At 41.6% G+C, this 22286-nt stretch carries 19 protein-coding genes; 10 read left to right on the top strand and 9 right to left on the bottom strand.

Annotation, left to right across the window (positions count from 1 at the left end; all coding sequences use genetic code 11):
- The first annotated feature begins 385 nt into the window (after positions 1–385).
- A complete protein-coding gene (locus V7K44_RS11715; protein WP_334931566.1) occupies positions 386–940 on the top strand; it encodes a hypothetical protein in 555 nt (184 codons plus the stop codon).
- 8 nt (positions 941–948) lie between these two features.
- On the opposite strand, the gene V7K44_RS11720 is transcribed toward V7K44_RS11715, so the two are convergent.
- The 4 genes from V7K44_RS11720 to V7K44_RS11735 form a co-directional block, all read right to left on the bottom strand.
- Positions 949–2097 carry a histidinol-phosphate transaminase gene (locus V7K44_RS11720; protein ID WP_334931695.1) on the bottom strand — a complete coding sequence of 383 codons (1149 nt, stop codon included), beginning with the start codon at positions 2095–2097 and terminating at the stop codon, positions 949–951.
- A 105-nt stretch (positions 2098–2202) separates the two neighbouring features.
- Entirely contained in the window at positions 2203–2838 is a 636-nt protein-coding gene (locus V7K44_RS11725; RefSeq protein WP_334931568.1) for a YqiA/YcfP family alpha/beta fold hydrolase, read from the bottom strand.
- Between the two features lie 112 nt (positions 2839–2950).
- Entirely contained in the window at positions 2951–4327 is a 1377-nt protein-coding gene (gene gor / locus V7K44_RS11730; protein ID WP_334931570.1) for a glutathione-disulfide reductase, read from the bottom strand.
- Positions 4328–4657: 330 nt separating this feature from the next.
- Positions 4658–6250: a FecR family protein gene (locus tag V7K44_RS11735; RefSeq protein ID WP_334931572.1), complete on the bottom strand. Its 1593-nt coding sequence runs from the start codon at positions 6248–6250 to the stop codon at positions 4658–4660.
- A 652-nt stretch (positions 6251–6902) separates the two neighbouring features.
- Between V7K44_RS11735 and V7K44_RS11740 the strand changes: the two genes are divergently transcribed.
- Complete coding sequence (locus V7K44_RS11740; protein WP_334931697.1) at positions 6903–8204, top strand: hypothetical protein; 1302 nt, start codon at positions 6903–6905, stop codon at positions 8202–8204.
- Between the two features lie 76 nt (positions 8205–8280).
- Here V7K44_RS11740 and V7K44_RS11745 read toward each other — a convergent pair whose 3' ends face one another.
- On the bottom strand, positions 8281–9147 hold the full coding sequence (locus V7K44_RS11745) for a sulfurtransferase (RefSeq protein ID WP_334931574.1): 867 nt from the start codon (positions 9145–9147) through the stop codon (positions 8281–8283).
- A gap of 26 nt (positions 9148–9173) precedes the next feature.
- On the opposite strand from V7K44_RS11745, the gene V7K44_RS11750 reads away from it, so the two are divergent.
- The 4 genes from V7K44_RS11750 (at position 9174) to V7K44_RS11765 (ending at position 14071) form a co-directional block, all read left to right on the top strand.
- Entirely contained in the window at positions 9174–10097 is a 924-nt protein-coding gene (locus V7K44_RS11750) for a tRNA (5-methylaminomethyl-2-thiouridine)(34)-methyltransferase MnmD (protein ID WP_334931576.1), read from the top strand.
- Positions 10098–10704: 607 nt separating this feature from the next.
- The gene (locus tag V7K44_RS11755) at positions 10705–11949 is read left to right on the top strand and encodes a response regulator (protein ID WP_334931578.1); all 1245 of its coding nucleotides are present in this window, start codon (positions 10705–10707) and stop codon (positions 11947–11949) included.
- 203 nt (positions 11950–12152) lie between these two features.
- Complete coding sequence (glmU, locus tag V7K44_RS11760; RefSeq protein WP_334931580.1) at positions 12153–13532, top strand: bifunctional UDP-N-acetylglucosamine diphosphorylase/glucosamine-1-phosphate N-acetyltransferase GlmU; 1380 nt, start codon at positions 12153–12155, stop codon at positions 13530–13532.
- Positions 13533–13648: 116 nt separating this feature from the next.
- Positions 13649–14071, top strand: coding sequence for a DUF29 family protein (locus tag V7K44_RS11765; protein WP_292738451.1), 423 nt, complete (start codon positions 13649–13651; stop codon positions 14069–14071).
- Here the strand turns inward: V7K44_RS11765 and V7K44_RS11770 are convergent.
- Together V7K44_RS11770 and V7K44_RS11775 are read right to left on the bottom strand one after the other, a co-directional pair.
- Positions 14062–15015 carry an isoaspartyl peptidase/L-asparaginase gene (locus tag V7K44_RS11770; RefSeq protein ID WP_334931582.1) on the bottom strand — a complete coding sequence of 318 codons (954 nt, stop codon included), beginning with the start codon at positions 15013–15015 and terminating at the stop codon, positions 14062–14064. The two genes, V7K44_RS11765 and V7K44_RS11770, sit on opposite strands and share 10 nt — an antisense overlap.
- Positions 15015–15209 (bottom strand): DUF2256 domain-containing protein, encoded by a 195-nt coding sequence (locus V7K44_RS11775; RefSeq protein WP_094350216.1) that lies wholly within the window; start codon positions 15207–15209, stop codon positions 15015–15017. Before V7K44_RS11775 ends, V7K44_RS11770 begins: the two co-directional genes overlap by 1 nt.
- 769 nt (positions 15210–15978) lie before the next feature.
- Here V7K44_RS11775 and V7K44_RS11780 point away from each other — a divergent pair.
- Together V7K44_RS11780 and V7K44_RS11785 are read left to right on the top strand one after the other, a co-directional pair.
- The gene (locus tag V7K44_RS11780) at positions 15979–16188 is read left to right on the top strand and encodes a hypothetical protein (protein WP_334931584.1); all 210 of its coding nucleotides are present in this window, start codon (positions 15979–15981) and stop codon (positions 16186–16188) included.
- Positions 16189–16295: 107 nt separating this feature from the next.
- The gene (locus V7K44_RS11785; protein ID WP_334931586.1) at positions 16296–16547 is read left to right on the top strand and encodes a hypothetical protein; all 252 of its coding nucleotides are present in this window, start codon (positions 16296–16298) and stop codon (positions 16545–16547) included.
- A 736-nt stretch (positions 16548–17283) separates the two neighbouring features.
- Here the strand turns inward: V7K44_RS11785 and V7K44_RS11790 are convergent.
- Both V7K44_RS11790 and V7K44_RS11795 read right to left on the bottom strand, forming a co-directional pair.
- Positions 17284–18141 carry a PEP-CTERM sorting domain-containing protein gene (locus tag V7K44_RS11790; protein WP_334931588.1) on the bottom strand — a complete coding sequence of 286 codons (858 nt, stop codon included), beginning with the start codon at positions 18139–18141 and terminating at the stop codon, positions 17284–17286.
- Between the two features lie 735 nt (positions 18142–18876).
- Entirely contained in the window at positions 18877–21801 is a 2925-nt protein-coding gene (locus V7K44_RS11795) for a sensor histidine kinase (protein WP_334931591.1), read from the bottom strand.
- Between the two features lie 110 nt (positions 21802–21911).
- Between V7K44_RS11795 and V7K44_RS33175 the strand changes: the two genes are divergently transcribed.
- Positions 21912–22097 carry a DUF6888 family protein gene (locus V7K44_RS33175; protein WP_409880741.1) on the top strand — a complete coding sequence of 62 codons (186 nt, stop codon included), beginning with the start codon at positions 21912–21914 and terminating at the stop codon, positions 22095–22097.
- On the top strand, positions 22094–22285 hold the full coding sequence (locus V7K44_RS11800; protein ID WP_334931593.1) for a DUF6887 family protein: 192 nt from the start codon (positions 22094–22096) through the stop codon (positions 22283–22285). Before V7K44_RS33175 ends, V7K44_RS11800 begins: the two co-directional genes overlap by 4 nt.
- Position 22286: the final 1 nt, after the last annotated feature.

Consider the following 22286-nt stretch of genomic DNA (forward strand, 5'->3'; position numbering starts at 1 on the left):
TAAAAAATGTTAAATTTAGCTTTTGGGATTTATGGTTAACAAATTTTTGAAAGCATTCAATATAGATTAAAATAGACTATAATCGGAAGATAGGCGAAATCGCGTTGAAAGAAATCATTACTTCCTCATAATAACTTTGTAATTAATATATTCATCTTTATAAAAACTTTAAGAAAACACTCGTATAGTTTACAGACAAATCTAGTTATATCTCATAAAATATAATCACTCAATTACTGAAACAACTGTCTATATATTGCTATTTTTAGTTGGATTGACCAAAAAGGTCTTGATAATAAAAGAATTCAAAAACTTGATTTGATATAACAGCTAGTTCCGTTTTGAAGTGCATACTACAACAACATTCATTAAAAGTTTAAAAAACATGGATAGCGAACAGCATCGACGCTATCAGACCTCTATGGTATCAACTTATTACCCTGAAACTACTTTCCTTGACTCTGTTGTCATGTCAGACGTAACTGAGCAATCGCAAGGCTCGGATATCCTTACACGTTTGCACAGTGGAGAAGTTTTCATCGTCAATAGTCGTAGGCGAAATGGATTAATACTCTTTAAACGCTACCATGCAGAGTTTGCTGGGCCTGGGGCTGCTGTGGGTGGGGATTACGATTGTGATTGCCAAAGGGCGCTGCCCATAGGTAATCTTTCTTTATTAAGTCCTGAATCTAATGAAGAACGCCAGAAAGCTTACTTGATTAGGCGACAGTGGATTCGATTGATCAAACAAATTACAGAAAATCCGCTGCCTGGGCAGCGAGTCCAGAAGATTCTCGATCAATTTGAACAATACTTTCCACCAGAAGTAGTGGCTCTTTTGCCGGATGTTGCCTTTGCTCTTTTAGTGGGTGTGCTGCCACAAACAGTTGGAGTAGTACGCCGTTTGGGCAGTGAGGTAAATAGCAGGTTTAATTACTGAGTAAATTGCTAAGATGACAAATTTGCCAAAGCAGCTTTTACTCGATTAACGGTGCGGGCGTTTTCTTCTATCGTTCCGACAGTAATTCGTAATCCTCCACTAATGTGCCGTACAAGAGTGCCGAGTGTTCTAAGTTTCTGGTGGAAAGTTTTTAAAGCAGCTTCTTGTGAATTAAAACCATTTGGTTTAAGACGTAGGTAAATAAAGTTGGCAGCACTTGGAGTAATTTGTAGTTCTGGTTGCTGGGATAAAATTTCGATGAGTTTGGCTCGTTCACTCAGGGTTTGGGGAATTGATTCCAGCAAAAGTGTACGATTTTGTAAACCAACTAAGGCAGCTGCTAGGGAAAAGCTGGGGAGATTGTAGGGTAAGCGAACTTTTTCTAAAATGGCGATCGCTTCGGGATGAGCGACGCAATAACCAATACGGAGAGATGCCAATCGGAAAGCTTTAGAAAAAGTGCGTAATATCACCCAATTAGGATGTTGTGCTAATTCACCTACTAAGGTAGTTTGGCTGAATTCAAAGTAAGCTTCATCAATTACTACCAAAATATCCTGCGGCAAACTTCTTAACCATGCCAACTCTGCCTCAGTTAAACTGTTAGCAGTCGGCGAATTTGGATGTACTACGAAAACTACGCGAATGGGTGGATTTTGAGTTTGTTCGATCGCAGACTGTGCGGCGCTGATGTCAATTTCAAAATTTGTTTCATTTCTCCCCACCGCCACTACAGGAATGCCCAAAGTTTGCGCCAAAATCCCGTACATCGAGAAAGTGGGATTGGCAACTAAAATTGACCCTTCTCCTCCTAGACACGTGGCGATTAATAAAGAGCGGATTAGTTCATCTGAACCATTACCAACAGAAATATTGGCAGCAGTAAATAAGGATGATGAGAGGGCGGCTGACTGATTAACGTACTCGGCGATCGCATCCTTAAGTGTTTCATGTCCGCCATCAGGATAACGATTTGTTTCAATTACTTGCTGATAAGTCCACGCCAGCTTCTCTTTTAACTCAGATGGTAAATCGTAAGGGCTTTCATTTGTATCTAGCCGATCGAACTGTGTGGCGACAGAATCGGCTGTATCGCTGCTAGGATGAGGTTTATAAGCGGTGAATTGGGCTAAATCTGACCGGATGAAGGGAAGCATAGTTTTAGTCATTAGTCATTGGTCATTAGTCATTGGTTATTAGTAACTAACAAAGGACAAATGACTCAGAATATTCGTTATGTGTGAGTTTAATATTTTACAGCTTTAAGGTAATTGGCAAAAGAGGTGAATTGCCTGCCAAATTTTTTCCATAACATTACCCAAGGCGTGGTCACTGTCGAGTTCGACTAACTCCACCCAAGGACGCGATCGCGCAAAGTCACGACTAGCTTCAATTGGAATGACTTCATCCTTTTTGCCATGCAAAATTAGGGTGGAGATAGGGCGTTGCAGAAGCTTTTCTTGGTATTGGGCAGCATCGGTAACGAAATCGTAACTTAAAGAAAGCGATCGCTGTTCCCTGTAGTGGTAGACCATGATAGATTTTTCTTGCTGCCAACGCTGTACTTCTTCATCTCCTAGCTTAGGCAACCAATGGGATAAAAATCCAAAAGCTGGAGCTAGCAAAACTAAGCGTTGTACTTGTAAATTTTGTTGTCCCAAGTGGGCAGCGGTCAAACCACCCAAACTTGAGCCAATGAGTGTTACTGGTGTAGAATGATTGCTGAACTCTGCGGCAACTTGAGCGATCTGACGAGTGATTGTCAACTGCGAAAAATCGCCTGCATTGAGATCGGGAATTTTCAGCTTTGTGTGAATTTGGGTAAAGCGATCGCTTATACCTCGCGCTTTGGCAGAATTAGGGCTAGAAGCAAACCCGTAAAGATATATGTAGTCCAAAGTTGTAAACAGTTAGGAGTTAAAAATTATTGAGTGTTGATAAATAAAGATTTATCATTTGTTGTGACTCATTTATAATTCATAACTCACAACTCCTCACTCCTAAGTTTTATTAGGGCATTGTGACAAATTCCTCTGCGGATGAGGGATGGATGCCCACAGTGCCATCAAAGTCTTTTTTAGTTGCGCCCATCTTAATGGCGATCGCTACACCTTGGATAATTTCAGCGGCACTTTCACCTACCATGTGAGCGCCTAGAACTTTGTCGGTGTTGCCATCAACCACCAACTTCATCATTGTCTTCTCTTGCTTACCAGTCAAACTGTGGTACATGGGGCGGAAGCGAGTGCGAAAAATTTTGACGGCATCACCGAGTTTTTCCCGTGCTTCGGCTTCTGTCGAGCCGACTGTTGCGGCTTCTGGGCTAGAAAATATGGCTGTGGGCACAGTTTCGTGACTGAATTCGCGGCGATTATTCCCAAATTCGCTATCGGCAAAGGCGCGACCTTCGCCAATGGCCACAGGAGTTAAATTGATTCGGTCGGTGACATCGCCAACAGCAAAAATATTCGGTTGACTAGTTTGACTATATTCATTGACTGCGATCGCATTTGTGGTTGGGTATCCAGGTCCTTCGATAGAACTGGCCACAATATCAATCCCAGCGTTTTCTAAACCTAATCCATCTACATTGGGGGTTCGACCAGTCGCTACTAAAAACACGTCGGCAATTAGTGGTGCTTGGTCATCCCCTGATAAAGTCACTTTCAACCCTTCTGGGATACGTTCAATTGCTTTCACCACATTATTCTTAATCAAGCGAATTCCGTGGTTCGTCATACCCTCTTCAATTTCTATACGGACATCTTCATCAAAACCATTTAAAATCTTTTCACCTCTAGTAATTTGTGTCACTTCAGAACCCAAACCGCGCATAATACAAGCAAATTCCGTACCGATATAACCAGCGCCAATAATGACGATGTGTTTTGGTTGTTCTTTTAGATGAAAGATTTCGTTAGAGGTAATGCCATGTTCCATCCCTGGTAAATCTGGCTTGACAGGACGCCCACCAACAGCAATTAAAATTTTTTCTGCTGTAATTTTACGTCCATCAACTTCTACAGTGTGGGGATCTACCAATGTGGCGCGACCAGAAATTAGTGCCACTCCAGCTTTTTCTAAGAAGTTGATGTGTAGCTGCGACAGCCGCCGAACTTCCTTATCTATAGATGTAATGAAATATTCCCATTCAAACTCAGCATTACCTACTTTCCAGCCATAGCCTGAAGCGTCACTGAACAGTTCGGGAAAGTGAGAGCCATAGACCATGAGTTTTTTGGGAACGCAACCGCGAATCACACAAGTGCCACCAACTAAATCATATTCAGCGATCGCCACTTTTGCGCCGTAGCTAGCCGCTCGTTTGGAAGCCGCCAAACCTCCAGAACCCGCACCAATTACAAATAGGTCGTAATCAAAAGTCATAAGTTTATGTTCTCTTTTGCAACAAGTGAGTTCCTGGGAACTTACACACAGAACGTGATTGAACTATATAAGGATATCCGGTGAAGGCTGTGTAAGTCCTGTCCTTGATTTAATCTAGCGTTAGCAGATGCTATCTGGTCGTAGGGAATATCACTTTTTGCTTTGGCGGCTTGTAAAGGCAGTAGTTAACAGTTGTATAGTTGCCCCTAGTCGAGCATAAGTCTGTGCTACCGCATTGGAGCAGCTAAATTCCACAGGACTTACGTAAAATTACGACAAAACATACTGTCTTCGGCTTTCGATAGCATTTTTTACTCTCATTAGCAGTTTTTATGTACTTGGAGAGTCAGTTGGGGTTACGGGTGTTGGAGTGACAGGTGTTGGAGTTACGGGCGTTACAGGTGTCACGGGTGTTGGAGTTACAGGTGTTGGAGTTACGGGCGTTACGGGTGTCACGGGTGTTGGAGTGACAGGTGTTGGAGTTACGGGCGTTACGGGTGTCACAGGTGTTGGAGTGACAGGTGTTGGAGTTACGGGCGTTACGGGTGTTACGGGTGTTGGAGTTACAGGTGTTGGAGTTACAGGTGTTGGAGTGACAGGTGTTGGAGTTACAGGTGTTACGGGTGTCACGGGTGTTGGAGTTACAGGTGTTACGGGCGTTGGAGTTACGGGTGTTACGGGTGTTGGTGTTACGGGTGTTGGATCTGTTGGCGTTACAGGTGTTGGATCTATCGAGGTTACAGGTGTTGAGGTTACGGGTGTTGGATCTATCGAGGTTACGGGTGTTGAGGTTACGGGTGTTGGATTTGTTGGGGTTACGGGTGTTGGATTTGTTGGGGTTACGGGTGTTGGATTTGTTGGGGTTACGGGTGTTGGATTTGTTGGCGTTACAGGTGTTGGATTTGTTGGGGTTACGGGTGTTGGATTTGTTGGGGTTACAGGTGTTGGATCTTTTGAGGTTACGGGTGTTGGATCTGTTGGGGTTACAGGTGTTGGATCTTTTGAGGTTACGGGTGTTGGATCTGTTGAGGTTACAGGTGTTGGATTTGTTGGGGTTACGGGTGTTGGATCTGTTGAGGTTACAGGTGTTGGATTTGTTGGGGTGTTGGGTAATTTCTCAGTTGCAGTTGGGGTGTTGGGTGATTTCTCAGTTTGGCCAACTGGTGGAGTTAGCTGCACAAAAGAGGGGTTTTCAATTACTCCCTCGCCTTTTATAGGTGACTGTGCTTTCAAAGCCGCAGCAGTTTCGGCTTGAACACTGGTGATTGCAGGATCGGGCGTAGGCACAGGATTCTGCCTGTTCAAATCAAGTTCCCGAACCATCTGGCTCGTTTCATAAAAATTTCTTAGATCAAAATCATATAATCTCTGAAATTCTCCTTTAACTATAATTACCATTTGCCCTGCTTCCAACACCTGAGTTTGAGAAGCTTTCTTGTTAGAAACTTCAATGCCACTATTTGTCAGCGCACCTACAATCGTGGTGTCTGTTTGTTGGTCGTAGCGTACAAATAATGCTGAACCACGAATTGCTGCTGCTGCATTTGGTGTTTGTATACGTGTTTGCCCCTTTCCTGGTGGGATGAGCAACAACACAGTCCCATTTGTCAGTTTAAAGTCACGAGTCTTCGGCAAAAATTGAAATAACGCCTGTTCTCCAACTCGTGCCAAAGAGCCATCATTAAAACGCAAATCTGCTAGAGAAGCTCGACCAGTTGACAACCCGTCCCCAGGGGTCATTGCATCTAATTTGCGTGCAGGACGTTTCTTCAATTTATCTTTGGGTATAAGTTGTACGATGTTGCGGAGGTTCTGAATCTCTGCTCGCGTTAGAGGAGTTATAGCACTTACCCGATTTGGCAAAGGCAGTACTATAAGTCCCCATAAACCAATCACCAATAATGGAAACGATTTATAAAACATAGTTTGAGAAATTTTGACCTTCAACTAATATCATAAAAATTAAAGTTTAAGCTAATGCTAATTTTTGTAAGAGTTTTTTAGATAAATTAGTTTAAATTTCAATTTAGATTTAATGCATTAAATAAAACAAAAGACTCATATTTTAGTTTTTAACAAACTCAGTTATTACTTTTTTCATGTTTACATTTACCTTATTTATGCAAGCCAGTTCATGAATCAAATTGGATTACTATATGTATTTAGTTGATTTAAGTTTTACTTAAGAAAATGAAATTGTATGCAATTAAGTTTGTGGGAAATTGAAAAGTTAGTATTTGATATAAAAAATTAAACGAGAAGTACCTTACATATAATCCTTTATAATCACTTCAGGCAGAGAATCCTTAATTATGGGGGACAATAACTTGCTAAGATTTGTTATGAAATTATCCACTAGCTGTATTTCACTAAAATTTAAGCAGTGATTTTATCGGAGCATCTCAGTTTTACAAAAAATCTGGGAAAAATCCGAAAAGAAGCAAGTTTAGTTTGTAGTTTCAGTATATACCTACAAAGCTAAAATAGATGCAATCAACTGTATCTTTGTAGTCGGAACTTCCGATACAGCTTGTGGGTCTACATTTGCCAAACGCAATCAATGCGATCTAACCAGATGCGACTCAAGAACTGGAAAAATTTGTTTTTTTGTATTTTGTTAACGTCCAGTGGTGGAAGCTGGTGTTGCATTAAAGTAGATGCAGCAGAATCTGCAATTACAGATGTTTTGCATCCTAATCATTTAGCAACTATACAGGTAACTCATGAGCAGTTATGTCATAAGTTGGAGCAAAAAGCAATTAACTCTTTGTGCAAGCTGTCGAGTGAGTCACATACTTTAGACTCTCGGATGCCGTTAAATCTGGCACAGCAAACATCAGAAACGACTCAAATCCCAGATCAAACCGAAGAACCTATAGATACTCAAAAGCAAAATGACCCGCCACAGCTAGAATCGCAGCCAAATAATTTGCCCATATCTCCTTCAGACTCAAAGGAGCAACTATTAAATTTACCTGAGAGAGAGTATTCTCAAAGGCGAGAGAGGTTGATAGAACTGCTACGATCGCCAAAACTACCATTTGAATCTAATAGCGATCGCGAATTGGGGTTGCGGGTGCGGTTACGACCCCTAGAACAACAGCTACCACCACCGACAGAACAACCCGTACCTCAGTTTAAACCTATCGGCTATTTACAAGGACGTGTCGGCTACTTCCAGACGAGTAACATTTTTTCCTCAAATGATAGTCCCATAGAAGATGGTTTAATTATTTCTGGACTGACACTAGCCTCTACATATTTCCCTTTGGGATCTAAGACTTTTTTAAATGGCTCAATTGATGGCAATCTGATTCGTTATATAAATCAGTCACAATATCATTACAATCAGGTGAGATTCAATGTCAGTCTTTACCAGCAGCTATCCCAACGAATGTTTGGAGAAATTAGTTGGAGCAATCAACAGTTATTTTATGCCAACAGCAGCGATCGCCCCGATAGCTTCAAAGCTGGCGATCGCTTTTTAAATGAAAATTCCCTACAACTGTCTTTAGGACGGCGAGATCCCTTAACTTCAAGATTAACCCTAGATAGCTTCTACGAATTGAGTGTAAATTTTGCCGATCCCCAAAGTCGTAATCGGATAATTAATTCCTTTTGGGTGTCTCTGAACTACTACTTACAAAAGCCTCTCCAGGTTGGTATTGACTACCAAATGAGTTTATCAGACTTTACACAGCGCGATCGAGAAGACGAATTTTATCGGATATTCGGACACTTAAATTACCGAATATCCGATACCATTTATATGAATGTCCAAGCTGGAGTAAGTTTAGGTAGTTCAACCGCCGAAAACATTGATTTTGATGGCTGGTTCTTCAGTATTAATTATGGTTTGCAATTAGGTAAGTTTTGAAACTTTTCCTTTGTCATTAGTCATTTGTCCTTTGTGATTTATCCTTTATTAAAAACTAATGACCAATGACTAATTACTATAAGTAGGAAATCCAATCACTCCAGCTACCAACATAAAGTTTACCCTTGCTAATACCAGCTAGTTCTAAAGAAAGCAAATTCACACAAGCAGTAACGCCAGAACCGCAATATACGAATATTTCTTCAGGTGTTTCTAGCTTTTCCCACCGACGGCGTTGTTCTTCTGGAGGGAGTAGGTAGCCGGAAGAGTCTGTAACTTCTTGCCAGGGATAGTTGACTGCACCGGGAATATGCCCAGCAATTCGATCGATTGGCTCTCGTTCGCCTCGGTAGCGATCGCTCTCTCTTGAATCTACCAATACGACCTCGTGGCTATCTTTCCGGCTTTTCACAGCTGTAATATCTACCACCTTTTCTGTTTGTACTTGAGGGACAAACGTACCCATTCGGGGGGAAGGAATAACATCTGTAACAGAATATCCAGCTTTTTGCCATCCAGCCAAGCCGCCATCCAGTACTGCTATTTGCTCATGTCCTAGATACCGCAACAGCCACCATAAACGAGCTGCAAAGGCAAAGCGCGAATCATCATAAGCTACAACTAAACTTTTTTGGTAATTTACTCCAATCGCTGCCAATTTGTTAGCTATATCATTAGGGTTAGGTAAAGGATGTCTCCCGCCATGCTTACCCACTGGAGTAGAAAGATCCTGATTCAAATCTAAGTAATATGACCCCTCTATATGACTTGTTTGATACTGTTGTTGTCCTAGTTGTGGATCGGCTAAAGAAAAGCGACAATCCACAATAACGACTTGTGGATCTTCTAGATGTTCAAACAGCCAAGCTGGCGAAACAACAAATTGGGGATTTGTACTGAGCGAAGCCGTTGGCGCAGCCTCTCGTAGAGAAGTATTGAACATTAGTCATTATTTAGTTTTTTTGTAAGATGTCAGACTTAGAGAATTTTACACCTAAGTTAACAGCAGATGGTTCTTTCACCTTTGTCTCTCAAGAGTTTGGTGAATCTTTTCACAGCCATTATGGAGCGCAGCAGGAAAGTTTTTGTAAGTTTGCGGAACCTACTCAACTGGCTACAGCAGCGCAAAAACCGATCTTGCGACTATTGGATGTTTGTTATGGTCTAGGATATAACACAGCTGCTGCTTTGCAAACAATTTGGGCAGTGAATCCTAGTTGTTGTGTTGAAATAATCGGTTTAGAACTGAATCCAACAGTTCCACAAGCGGCGATCGCTCATAAATTATTCGACAATTGGAACTGTAACTATATTGAAATTTTGAAAAAGCTAGCTTTTGAGCATCAAGTTCAAACACCTTGCCTGAAAGCGAAGCTACTAATTGGCGATGCTAGAACTACGATCGCGCTAGTACGTCAGTCGGGTTTCTGGGCAGATGCAATTTTCCTCGATCCCTTTTCACCACCACAGTGTCCTCAATTATGGACTGTTGAATTTATTAAACAACTGTCATTGTGTTTGCATCCAGATGGTTTATTAGCCACCTATTCTTGTGCTGCTGCTGTACGCACAGCACTTTTGTCTGCTGACTTGGTGATATCTTCTACCCCACCAATAGGAAGGCGATCGCCTGGTACCGTGGCAACACATTCTAAAAATGCTGAGTTTAAAGATCACTTCCTAATCACTACCCTCTCAGAAGTTGAAAAAGAACACTTGCTAACTCGTGCTGCTATTCCCTATCGCGATCCTCAATTGAGCGATCCAACCGAAGTCATAGTCAAGCGACGACAACAAGAGCAACAAGCCTCTTGTCTAGAACCTGCCTCTCATTGGCGAAAAAGGTGGCTATTAGGAACACAAGGCAGGGATTTTATGGGAACTAGTTTGTAGTTTGATTGCAATATCATAATAATATGCTACGCCTATGGGCTGCAAGCCCAATTCAACGAGTTTTTACAAGCCAAATAGCTTAACTATATGTTAGTATTCAATATTACATCTTCTTTAAGAGTACTGGAGTATTCCTATAACTAAGTAAAAACATTTATATCTAAATGATTACTATAGCAATCCGATTTGATTTCTGAATCACTCGTAGAGGTAAGGGACTGGGAAGAAGGAATAAAGGTGTACTGAGTTTTGTTCAAAAATCAAAGATGAGTCCTATATAAAGACTTGAAACTCAAAATCCGATATCTCGATATAAAGCACCAAATTATAACGCTTTCTGACGCCATAAGGATAAAAATCTCCGTAAAAAACCTGATTTAACATTTGTGAGAATTTATCATACTGGGATTAGAAGCAAAAAATTTGACAACAAGATACACCTTGTTCGTAACATAAAAGATACATACTGCCTGCGAAAAATTCCATCGGCAGCTTGACATCATGCATAATCCATATCGAAATTTTGACTCAGATACAGTCAAATCTTCAATTTGTTTTTAAAATCTAACGCTGTTAACTAACTTGTGCAAAAACTTGGAGTGCCTTTGTGATTCAATGGAAATCCAACCATACAGGCTTTACAGAAAAAATTGTTAATGGGTCAAACCCCATTAGTACAGTGAAGAGTATCGGTTCAAATCATGCCGTGGAATCGCAAAATGCGGAAGGTTATTCTTTAGGCTTATCTCAAGGAGACCTTATGCTTGAAGATAGGCAAGCAATGTCTTCTTGGATAAAATCTGATGTTAATTGTGATGATGATTCATTGGTCTCTAGAACACTACAAGCCAAAGGTTCTAAAGTGAATGGGTTTGATTTAGATCCGCCGAAGGTTTTAGTTGTTGACGATCATGCCGCCAGTCGGATGACTGCTGTTGCCCTCTTGGGGATGGAAGGATACGAAGTGATTGAGGCGGACAGTGGTTCTATTGTCGTGGGATTGGTAACTCAAAAACAACCAGATTTGATTTTGCTGGATGTCATGATGCCAGGAATGGATGGATTTGAAGTATGCCAATTGCTTAAACAGGATGAGCAGACTAGGTTAATCCCAGTAATTTTTATTACAGCGTTAAATGACAGGCGATCACGCATCCGGGGAATTGAAGTTGGGGCAGATGATTTTCTCACCAAACCCTTCGATCGGGTGGAACTAGCGGCGCGCGTAAAGTCCTTGGTGCGGCAGAAGCGTCTGAACGAAGACTTAGACCATGCCGAACAAGTACTGTTTTCCATTGCCATGTCCATTGAAAGCCGCGATCCCAATACAGGCAACCATTGCGAACGTCTAGTAAAACTGGGACAAGTTTTTGGTGAATACCTCAACCTCTCACGCTATCAAATTCGAGATTTAATGTGGAGTGGTTATCTCCACGATATCGGAAAGGTAGGTATTCCCGATGCTGTGCTGCTAAAAAAAGACAAACTCACCCCCGAAGATTGGCAAATTATGCAGCAGCACGTTTTGATTGGAGAAAAAATCTGCCAACCACTACGGAGTATGCGCGGTGTAATTCCGATTATTCGTCATCACCACGAACGTTGGGATGGTTCAGGCTACCCCGATCGACTCAAGGGGGATGATATTCCTTACCTAGCGCAAGTATTTCAGTTAATTGATATTTACGATGCCCTAACCAGCGAACGACCTTACAAAAGAGCTTTTACTTCAACAGAAGCACTTTTAGTGATGCAAGAAGAAGCTGATTCTGGTTGGCGTAACCCCAAATTAATGCAGCAGTTTGCAGAGTTTATTCGCTCTTGTCAGGAACAAGGGAGGAGTGGGGAATAGGGAGTAATGATTTGTAGCTGCTGTCAAGAACGCTAATTGGTATGATGATAATCTCTGCTTTTTAGGAGTGAAATTATACCGACTCCTGAATTATGACTCCTTTGATATTTTCAGTCTTCTATAATTAGCTGGTATGATTTGAGCCGAGATTTTAAAGTACCAACAGCATTAATCACAATTTCACTGATAGCTGATAGCTAATTATGGTAGTTGTAGCAATTCTAGCGGCGGGACGCGGCACACGGATGAAATCACGCTTACCCAAGGTTTTACATTCTTTGGGTGGGCGATCGCTAGTAGACAGAGTTCTCGAAAGTGTAGAACCACTTTCGCCCTCACGGCGAATCGTGATTGTGGGATATCAATCCGAGGAAGTGCAAGCCGCCATGCATTCAATTCCCAGTTTGGAGTTTGTCGAACAGACTGTGCAATTGGGGACAGGTCATGCTATACAGCAATTACTTCCTCACTTGGAAAATTACACTGGAGATTTGCTGGTACTTAACGGCGATTTACCGTTAATACGCAGCGAAACTCTTAAGCAGATGTTACAAACTCACGTCCGAAATCAAAATTCTGCCACTATTCTCACCTCGCACCTACCTGACCCTACAGGCTACGGGCGCGTTTTTTGTAACGATGAAAATATTGTGCAGCAAATGGTCGAACACAAGGATTGTACGGCTGCTCAAAGACAAAATCAGCGGATTAACGCTGGAGTTTACTGCTTTCGCTGGCCAGATTTGGCAAAGGTGCTTCCCCACCTCCAGGCAAACAATGCCCAAAAAGAATACTATCTTACCGATGCCGTGACTCAGGTGGGACAAGTAATGGCAGTGGATGTGGAAGATTACCAAGAAATTCTCGGCATCAACGATCGCTTGCAACTGGCAACAGCATCCGAAATTTTGCAAAAACGAGTCAAGGAAAAATGGATGCTGGCGGGTGTCACCCTCATCGACCCTACAAGTATCACCATTGATGAAACAGTGGAATTACAGCCGGATGTAATTATTGAACCCCAAACTCACCTGCGGGGAAATACGGTAATCCAAACAGGAAGTCGCATTGGACCGGGGAGTTTAATTGAAAATAGTCAGTTAAGTGAAAATGTCACAGTGCAATATTCAGTAGTCATAAATAGCACTGTGCAGGCCGGAAGCCGAATTGGCCCTTATACTCATTTGCGCGGTCAGGTACAGGTGGGTGCTGGTTGCCGTGTGGGGAATTTTGTGGAATTAAAAAATACGCAATTAGGCGATCGCACCAATGCAGCACATTTGTCATATATAGGTGATACTGTTGTCGGCAATCAGGTGAATATTGGTGCTGGTACAATTACTGCCAACTATGACGGCGTGAAGAAACATCGCACTAAAATAGGCGATCGGACGAAGACTGGCGCCAATAGCGTTTTAGTGGCTCCGCTCACTTTGGGAGATGATGTCTACATTGCAGCTGGTTCTACTGTGACAGAAGATGTGCCTGATGATTCTCTGGTAATTGCCCGTAGTCGTCAGGTGGTGAAACCAGCTTGGCGGAGGAAAAATGTTGAAAATAAAACCACAGATCAACATAAATAATTTATCGGTGTTAATCGCGTTTGATCTGTGGTTTGAGACTATACAACCACGATTTTTGCCAAATGTCTAATCTAGCTAGATTAGTAATATAGCCAAAATCTCAACACATAACATACATGGAAGAACTGCTAGAACTTAGGCAATTTCTAGAACAAGGAAAAATCCATGAGGCGCTACTGTTGGTGGATGAGTTAGAAGAAATGAGCCTCAGCGACAAAATCAATAAAATTGATAGTTATGGTGTAATTCTGCTCATCCATTTAATTAAACAAAAGGCCGAAAAACGTTCTACTCGCTCTTGGGATGTTTCGATAGAAAATACGGTGCGTGAAATCAACAAAATAAACAAGCGCCGCAAATCCGGTGGCTTTTACTTGAATCAAGCAGAATTAATCGATATTCTGGAACAAGGATATCAAGTGGCACTGAAAAGAGCGGCGCTAGAAGCTTTTGAGGGGCGTTATGAAGCCCAAGAATTGGCCGCAATGGTTGACCAGCAAGAAACTTTAGCCGAAGCCCTGAAACTGATTCAACAATAGCCGATCAGTTCGTTGCCAGTCCATTCCAAGGTGTCACCAACTTTTTCGCCATCGTGGTAGGCGGCGAGTAAGATTTCGCTAGTTTTCCCCCAAGCGATCGCTCCACTAGCATCTAAGGCGATCGCTCCCAAATCGCGTTTGTTCTCGTGGGCTTCCCCAAAGGATCGCTGCATCGCCTCCTTCAGTGACATCCCATCAGTGACACGCACTACAATCCGTGCGGCTAAACACTCATCGATGATATCTTCACCAATGCCAGTACAGCTAACACCAGCATTACTAGTCGCATAATTACCTGCTGGCATCGCCGAATCACTTACCCTGCCAATCCGCTCAAAGCCCTTACCACCAGTAGAAGTGCCAGCAGCTAACTTACCAGATACATCTAAAGCTACTACACCGATGGTACCGCGTCCGGCATTGCTGGTTTCTAGCAGTTCGGGTTCTGCTACCACACCAGCCATTGTGCTTTGAAAATTATCCTGGCGCTCTTGTATCCACTCTTGTAACCGCAAATCAGTTAAAGCGTTATAGCTGGGAATTTGCATTTCCCGCGCCAACTCAGCTGAACCGAAATCTGATAGCACTCGGTCTGGCGAGCTTTGTAAAAATTGCGCTAAATCAATCGGATTTTTCACCCGCGAGATATTAATCACACCACTAAACCGCCCTGACGCACCATCCATCAGGGAAGCACTCATACGAATTTGTCCATCAGATTGCAATACTGAACCAGTACCAGCATTAAAGCGGGGGTTATCTTCGAGCATTAGGCAACCCTGCACCACTGCCTCTGAGGCAGTTGCTCCTGACAATAATAGAGAATAAACTTCTTCTATTACTGTATGGAGCGATCGGCGCACCGCCTCTAATCCGCCTTTACCGTGGAGAGAACTACCAGCCCCTCCATGAATAATTAATTTAGGTTGCACCTGTAACTCCATTAATCTCTTGCGCTATTTGCGTCTGTATTGCGGTTGGTTTCATTTTGAGCTTCAGAACGGCGACGACGACAACGTTCTGAGCAATATTTCACATCGTCCCAACAATCTTGCCACTTTTTACGCCATGTAAAAGGACGTTGACATACCGGACAGATTTTTGTGGGTAGGTCAGATTTAGAACGAACACGTCCCATATAAATACTGTGTAGATAAGAATTTAATTTCTGAGGGAGATGGAAGATAATTATAACCAGTTTGCTACAAAGGCAGGATAAATTCGACGAACAAATATATTGTCAATCTATCCTTAGACTTACTTGCAATATTTTTTCGTAGACGAGAATTTAATTTCTGAGGAAGATGGAAGATACTTGTAACCAGTTTGCTATGAAGGCAGGATAAATTCAACCAACAAATATATTGTCAATATATCCTTAGACTTATTTGCAATATCTCTTCTAAAAAGAGAGAGGCTTTGAATCTTATCTATACTTCTCTTTTAGTAACTTGCAAAAAATCAATTATCCCACATTATTTGTAAGTAGATAGGCAGAATAAAACTAAACTATGTTAACAAATATAAACAATACTACAACCCTTTTCACTCTTGCTTTCTGTCTCCTGCCTCGTGCCTTATCTCAACTACAAATATTTACGCCCACCTACTTAGCTCTGCTGACAATATCGCTAATAGATCGAATGAGGCAGCCCTGGAGGTTAGGGGGATTTAAAACTGCCTAAAGTCATATCGAAACAATTTTCAAACAATCTCGAAATACTAAACACCTAAATAGCTTGATACTATGAGGTTTTTTGTTGTTGTAAGCAATAAAATAAAATTTTACGTAAAACTACTATTCATATAATTCTAATAGTGCTATTGTTTGTATGCTGCTAACACAACAAGTTGTAGTGGCACGAGAACAAACACGTTTACCTTACTAACTCTTAGGAAAGAAAATCATGATTATCAACGATCTTTCTCATGTAGAAACCGTTCTTGAAAATGAGAATGTTCAAGGTGGAATAGCTTTTGCAGATGCTGATTCAAGAGCATTTGCTCTTGGTAGAACCATCGCTATCACCAGCATTGTCACTAGAACCGCTGCTGTCTCCGCCACCACATTCAGCGCATCTGCTAGTCGCGGTACATCTAGTTCTTCTGCCGCCTAAATATGCCTTAGTCCTACAGTGTACTACAGTGCATTTTAGATAGACAAATTGCTGAAAGTTCTCAAAAACTTTCAGCAATACATTCGTTTTTCAAAGAGAGCTTTTTTATGGAACGATTAAGAATTTCCGATCTCAGTTTTTGTGAAGATGAAGTTTACGATCTTAGTCAAGTACAAGGGGGAGTTGCAACTGCTTACGCACGTGGTTATTCTACTGCTAAAAATAGCAGTTATACAATAAACAGCTCCGGCATTTCAGCTAATATTTCAGGTGCTATTGGTGCCGGTCTTGCTGCCGCTATTACTGATGGTGATACGGCTCTTGCATCTGTCGTTACATCAGCAGGAGCAGGTTCCTAAAGCTGGCATAACCAGATTGTAGAAAGCTTTTATGGATATAGCCCATAAAAGCTTGTTAGGAATATTTTTATACCTCTATCTTATACCACATATAGCAGTATAAGACAGTAGGCAAAAGCGACACTTCGGCGTTGCTCAATGACTATGCTTGTTTTTGAGTTCAAAGCTTATAAAAAGTCAGCCCAGATAACAGCAGTAGATAATGCAATTCTAACTGTAAAAATTCATTCAAAATAGGCTGTATTTGGCTATGGATGAATTTTAAAAATACAGCTAAAAAAGATTTGCATAAATTATTGAATTGATTGTGCTGTATTTGCCGCTAACTTTCCTTTTGCTAATGAACTTAACTCAATGGCAAGACTTACCAGTGGAGAACAAGCATGGTCTTCTATTTCTGGTTTTATCGAACAGAATTCAGGAGTCAGAATAGGCTAAACCTTAGCTATCCGCTAACAGCGATGTTTTCTGTATGACTAGGCGGATAGCGCCGGCGGCAAGAGAGTCTGCATACTCTGTAAGAGTTGCAAGCTACGCTTTTAGCGTCTGTCTGCGACACGCTGCGCGAACGTAGAGAGCGTCTTAATTCTGAATTCTGGATTCTTCTTCAAGACAACTGTAAAAGGGGTACTCCGCGTTTAAGGGTGCAAAATCACAAAATTATCTGCATACCTAACGACTTGGGGTTTCCATAAATGCCATTTCCCAGACCTGAACTTCTCTTAGTGCAAACATACTAAACAGACCTTAAATCCTGATTAACCAACAACGCAGCCGAAGAAGCTCTTTTACGCTTGCGTATTGAGACAGCACCAAACATAGTGCAACTAAACAGCGAACCTAGAATTGTTGAGGGTTCTGGGATAGTATAGACACTCACCTGATTACTTTTAGATTCTATTAATAATAAACGAGTTGACTTATCGAAAGTACGGGAATATTTACCGTTAAAGCTAGTCAAAGCATATTCCTGTGTTCCGCCAAAAGATTTATCAATAGAAGTCTGACTTGAATCAAGAGTTATGCTACTACTCGGTTCAAATACAAAAGCATCATTGTTACCTATAGTTGATAAATTTCCAGAAATCTTGAAAGAGTCTAAAAGATTACCAGTGTCACTGTCGTATAACTCATATAAGAACTCTCCACGAGCATTTGCACGTTCAGTGGATGCATCATCAATGGATGTTTTAAGGTTAAATAAGCCACTGAAATCAAAAGAAAACTCTTTGTCTACTATAAAATCATAACCGATAATTCCAGCGAAGCTTTCCGCCGACCCTGTATAGCCATCACCCTCACCTTTAGCTTGGCTGAAAGAAAAATTAGAGGCAGAGTTGTTTGCATCGATATTAAACTTAGCCTCTGCGTTAGAATCAGCAGTTACTTGACCACCTGTGCTAATTGCTGTAGTCACATTATCAGTCAAAGTCCTAACATCTAAAGGGCTGCTACTAAAGTTGTTGATGTTGAATTTTGACTCAGAAGATGCAAAGGTAGCAGCTTGGCTCGGTAAGGTTGCCAATATCGAAGTAGCGATCGCTGGAGTAACCAATGCGAAAAAACGCTTTACAACCTTAGTGTATTTTTTCATACAATTTTTTGTTTTTCTTTTACGATGTTAAGATTGCAAATTTGTCATGCGTGTCTACTGCCTTACTAATGAGTAAGAACAAATTATAGGCAAGCAGGATGGTCAGCTTGGGAACTTTTCAAGCCATGTTTGTCTTATGTAGAAGAAATCTTCTATTTAAGGACGAATTTTTATTTACCAGTACTACACCTTTTCATAAGTAATAACCGTATAAGTAATTTAGTTATTAAATCTGGGGTGCAGTCAATTGGTTACATATTCATACTAGTCGTGCATCCACTAGTTTCTTGTAAAGCTTGAGTAAAAAAGAGCGTTTTTTAATTGGAATTTACGTAAGGATTCCGTAGGGAGAAGTTCACAAATTCAGTAGAGAGGAGTTCACATAAGTGATGTTGGTGCCAGAGCATCCTTTGATGAGCAAGCAATTCACTGTAAAATCAAGCAACGATCGCCTGTACCAATTGTCGAAGTCAAAATTGGTAGCAATAAGGTTCGGTTAAGGTGCATAGTCTAAAGATCGCCCTTAGTCCTTAGACGGTGACAATCTCCAAAAGTGTTCGATTTTCTTGAGAGTGCCATAAATATATAGACTGCACCAAGTGAGTTATGGCAGTTCCCGTACAAGTGAGGTAATTAATCATCGTACATCTGTACCAATCTTCACTACGGGAAAATGAAGCTCATCTGCATTTAAATTTCAACCCTTAATTCGTCGCGATTTTACGCAAAGCTGCACTAAGAATCATGAACAGCTAACGGCAACAACAAGCGACTGACTACTCGATTATCTGGTAACTGATAGAAATTCAACTCTCCTCCTAGTTCTTGCATGAGGTTTTGGCAGAGCAGTAGATGTAAAGCTGGTGGTTGGTCGAGCTTGGAAGGAGCAAGCACATCTTTAGGTGTATTATCATGTAGTTCCGTGAGTAGCTGTGGTTCGATCGCACCGTTATATGTGATCGATAATTCTAGGGATGTCTGATGTTCAGCCGCTCCAGTTGTAGATGAAGAATATTTTATATCTAAGGGTTTTGACGCATCTAAACGGCGACACCAAATATCAATTCTGCTACCAGATTGAGAACGGTTACAGGCAGTAACCAATAATTCATGGATAACTAATTCAATTTTGACAATATCACCAGCGATCGCCATTGCAGATTGAGCGCTGGAGGGAGGAACGCCTCTAACTAATGAAGAATTCTTGGGCGCTTCTTGCTCGTCAATTGGTTGTCCCAATCCATGTACCCCAATCCACAGCTTTTGTTGTTTAAGTAAATTGTCGATCCGTTCGAGCGATCGCTTCAGTAAACTGGCTATGGGCATAGTTTCCCAACTAATATGTAGCTGCCAGTTCTCAAGTTTTAGCATTCCACTCATTGAGGTAGCTGTATGGTCTAACTGCCGCAGCAATAGCTGGTAGCGCATCTGAGTCAGTTCATTGGCAGGAATGCCCAAATCGTGTATTTGTTTCAGGGAGTGCGCCGTTATTCTTTGAATTTCCTCTAGACGACGATGTTTGTACCAGTTAAGTTGTCGTAATTCTTCGGTTGTGGATTCTAAAAGTCGGGTAATTTGCTTTTCACGACGCCACCAGGCTAATTGAGAAATCAGAGTTGCTGTTGCACTGAGGTTTTGTTCTGACCAACGACGCTCTTGATAGTCTACAAGCAACACGACACCAGTGGTTTCATAATCAGCAGTTGTACGTAATGCCATTACCAAAATTTGACTTCTGTCTGGAACATTCAACCATTTCCTGGTTTCTGGAGGTAAATTATCCACCTTCAAAGTCAGATAATTCTCTGTAACAAGTGCCCACTGAATTAAGGCTTCAGCCTGGATATAAATAGATGCATCAGAAAAAATCCCAAATTGGCTATTGTCAATCACTCCAGGAATAATTTCTGCCCGACTTTCACCAGGTGCCCAGGATAGCATTAGCGCTAGGGGACAACCCAAAATTGAGGCTATTTGTTCGAGGGCTGTAGATTCTAAATGCTTTTTTTCGACCTCAACGCTGTTTTGGGATTGTGTCAAGATGCGTAAGCATTGCTCAAATGCCTGGGAAGTTTTTTGCTGCTGGGTGGTGCGGTTATGTAATTGCCACTGACGAACAATTACACCAATCTGTTGACTAACGGCCCACAGCAATTCTTTTTCTATAGTTGTCCAAGAACGATGGGTGTCATGAGTAATCACCAAAAGTGCTGCTGGGATATGCTCATGAGTGCATTTACAAACAAGTAGCGATCGCACATTATTCTCTAACAACAAGGGTCGCCAGTTAAAAAAGCGTAAATCTTCATCTAAGTTCTCAATTTCTACCGCTTGAGTTGAACCTTGCAAAAGCTGCCCATCTAATTCTTTGAGGGTCTGAAGGGTAAATGTCAACGGACGACGATTTTGGGGCTGACTTTGGTAAGTAAATTGATAATTCTTCTGCTCAGGGTCATACTGCAACAGCAAAAAGCGGGTAGCACCTAATCGAGCTAAAACTCTTTTAGCACAACTATGTAAAGTTGTCTGAAGGTCATGTTCGCTATAGATACCTTGAGCAACTTGGCTAGTGAGTTGGGCATCCTCTTGAATCTGTTTGATAGTGCTTTCCATGCTTTCGGTCGGTGTAACTAGGGAGATTAAACCAGCAACACCCTGAACGAAATTTTTGTCTGTGTCTGTCCAGATGCGAGGTTCATTGCTTTCCACCGCCAGAAAACCGACTAAGTTCTTTTGCCAGATAATCGGAGCTGCTAGGAGCGATCGCACCTTCAGCCGTTGCAGCAATTTAGCCGTAAAATGGCTTTTTAAAGAACTGCGGGCATCACCAATGGAGACAATTTGGTTAACTGCCAAAGCATAATAAAAATCGCTCAAGTCCTGTACAGTCATTCCTGCTGCTTGCTGACTGCTAGAATTGCGATCCATTTTGACCAGCTGATTGCTCATTCGACACCAAAAGTAGCGCCCTTCCCGCTCAAACCAGTAAACATTTGTCCGGCTGGGGGAGACAAATCTATGAGTTGCTTGCACCGCTGCTTCAAGTCTTTGATTCAGGTTGCTGAGGGTGCGTAAATTTTCTAGCAATTCTAATAATGGTTCGTCAGTTCGCCTGGTTTGCTTTTGGTGCTTATGCATTTCATTTTGATAAAGCACTGCCCCCAGTTCACCTAAAACCATCATCAAACGTGCTTTTGTTTCTCCTGTCAGTAAGTAGCCCCAGCGTTCTGAACCCAGTAATACCAAGCCCAAGCAACGGTCTTTGTAGCGAATCGGTAAAATAATCGTTCCTTGGATGTGGAATTTTTCGGCAACTTTTCGCCATTCGGTGGCACGGATTTCAGTTTGCAAATCAGCTACGCCTAAAGGATGCTGTTCAATTACTACTTGCTCTAATAAATCCCCAGGACTAAGAACAACCCTTTGGCGTAAAAAGCTCATGTCGCGATCGGGTGTGATGCCCCCTTTTCCGAATAATATGTGATTCAGGCGATCGTAAAGAGCAATCCAAATCAGTTTGTAGTCAAACTCTTCTTTAAGATAAGAAATAGTAGTTTCAATCAGAACGTCAACATCATCTTCTTCTCTGAGGCTTTGGAGGACGCGCCCCAAAGAGAGGATCTGCTGTTCGGCGGCTATAGGTTTTTGTGGCTGCCCCATCTGATTTATTGGTTAACATAACTTGTAATATATAAGATGCCCAGAAAAGCACCCTGAGTAATATTGCCACAAGTGTTTAATATTGAACCTGAACAGCTTAATAAGCGGTTATGTACCCACAAGTACCTACAGCAAAACAAACCGTTGAATTTTTCTTAGTTTGCGTCAGATTAAGTAATGTACTTCAGCCAATTAATATAGTCAGACTAGATGAGAGAACCAACCAAATTTATATCTTGGCTGGTGATGACATAGAAGTGCTAATTTACCCAAACGGAAAAGTGAGGTTTTTATGACCGATATAAATCTTGCCACAATGAGCAGAGAGCAATTGAGAGACTACGTGAAAAAACATCCACAAGACCAGATTGCATTCCAAGCATACATGGACAGACTACAAGATGAACCTGGAATTGAGATCGCTTCAATGGATCAATTTGAGCAACTAGTCCGCGAGAAAATTAGACAATCCCAAGCGGAATGAT

This window comes from Nostoc sp. (genome assembly GCF_036917235.1).
GTDB lineage: Bacteria > Cyanobacteriota > Cyanobacteriia > Cyanobacteriales > Nostocaceae > Nostoc.

What these genes read in the sequence shown, in the direction of transcription:
- glmU (WP_334931580.1), top strand. Translation starts at nt 12,153, where the DNA reads ATGGTAGTTGTAGCAATTCTAGCGGCGGGACGCGGCACACGGATGAAA.
- V7K44_RS11750 (WP_334931576.1), top strand. Translation starts at nt 9,174, where the DNA reads ATGTCAGACTTAGAGAATTTTACACCTAAGTTAACAGCAGATGGTTCT.
- V7K44_RS11740 (WP_334931697.1), top strand. Translation starts at nt 6,903, where the DNA reads ATGCGACTCAAGAACTGGAAAAATTTGTTTTTTTGTATTTTGTTAACG.
- V7K44_RS11765 (WP_292738451.1), top strand. Translation starts at nt 13,649, where the DNA reads ATGGAAGAACTGCTAGAACTTAGGCAATTTCTAGAACAAGGAAAAATC.
- V7K44_RS11790 (WP_334931588.1), bottom strand. Translation starts at nt 18,141, where the DNA reads ATGAAAAAATACACTAAGGTTGTAAAGCGTTTTTTCGCATTGGTTACT.
- V7K44_RS11735 (WP_334931572.1), bottom strand. Translation starts at nt 6,250, where the DNA reads ATGTTTTATAAATCGTTTCCATTATTGGTGATTGGTTTATGGGGACTT.
- gor (WP_334931570.1), bottom strand. Translation starts at nt 4,327, where the DNA reads ATGACTTTTGATTACGACCTATTTGTAATTGGTGCGGGTTCTGGAGGT.
- V7K44_RS11715 (WP_334931566.1), top strand. Translation starts at nt 386, where the DNA reads ATGGATAGCGAACAGCATCGACGCTATCAGACCTCTATGGTATCAACT.
- V7K44_RS11745 (WP_334931574.1), bottom strand. Translation starts at nt 9,147, where the DNA reads ATGTTCAATACTTCTCTACGAGAGGCTGCGCCAACGGCTTCGCTCAGT.
- V7K44_RS11780 (WP_334931584.1), top strand. Translation starts at nt 15,979, where the DNA reads ATGATTATCAACGATCTTTCTCATGTAGAAACCGTTCTTGAAAATGAG.
- V7K44_RS33175 (WP_409880741.1), top strand. Translation starts at nt 21,912, where the DNA reads ATGTACCCACAAGTACCTACAGCAAAACAAACCGTTGAATTTTTCTTA.
- V7K44_RS11800 (WP_334931593.1), top strand. Translation starts at nt 22,094, where the DNA reads ATGACCGATATAAATCTTGCCACAATGAGCAGAGAGCAATTGAGAGAC.
- V7K44_RS11720 (WP_334931695.1), bottom strand. Translation starts at nt 2,097, where the DNA reads ATGCTTCCCTTCATCCGGTCAGATTTAGCCCAATTCACCGCTTATAAA.
- V7K44_RS11775 (WP_094350216.1), bottom strand. Translation starts at nt 15,209, where the DNA reads ATGGGACGTGTTCGTTCTAAATCTGACCTACCCACAAAAATCTGTCCG.
- V7K44_RS11795 (WP_334931591.1), bottom strand. Translation starts at nt 21,801, where the DNA reads ATGGGGCAGCCACAAAAACCTATAGCCGCCGAACAGCAGATCCTCTCT.
- V7K44_RS11785 (WP_334931586.1), top strand. Translation starts at nt 16,296, where the DNA reads ATGGAACGATTAAGAATTTCCGATCTCAGTTTTTGTGAAGATGAAGTT.
- V7K44_RS11770 (WP_334931582.1), bottom strand. Translation starts at nt 15,015, where the DNA reads ATGGAGTTACAGGTGCAACCTAAATTAATTATTCATGGAGGGGCTGGT.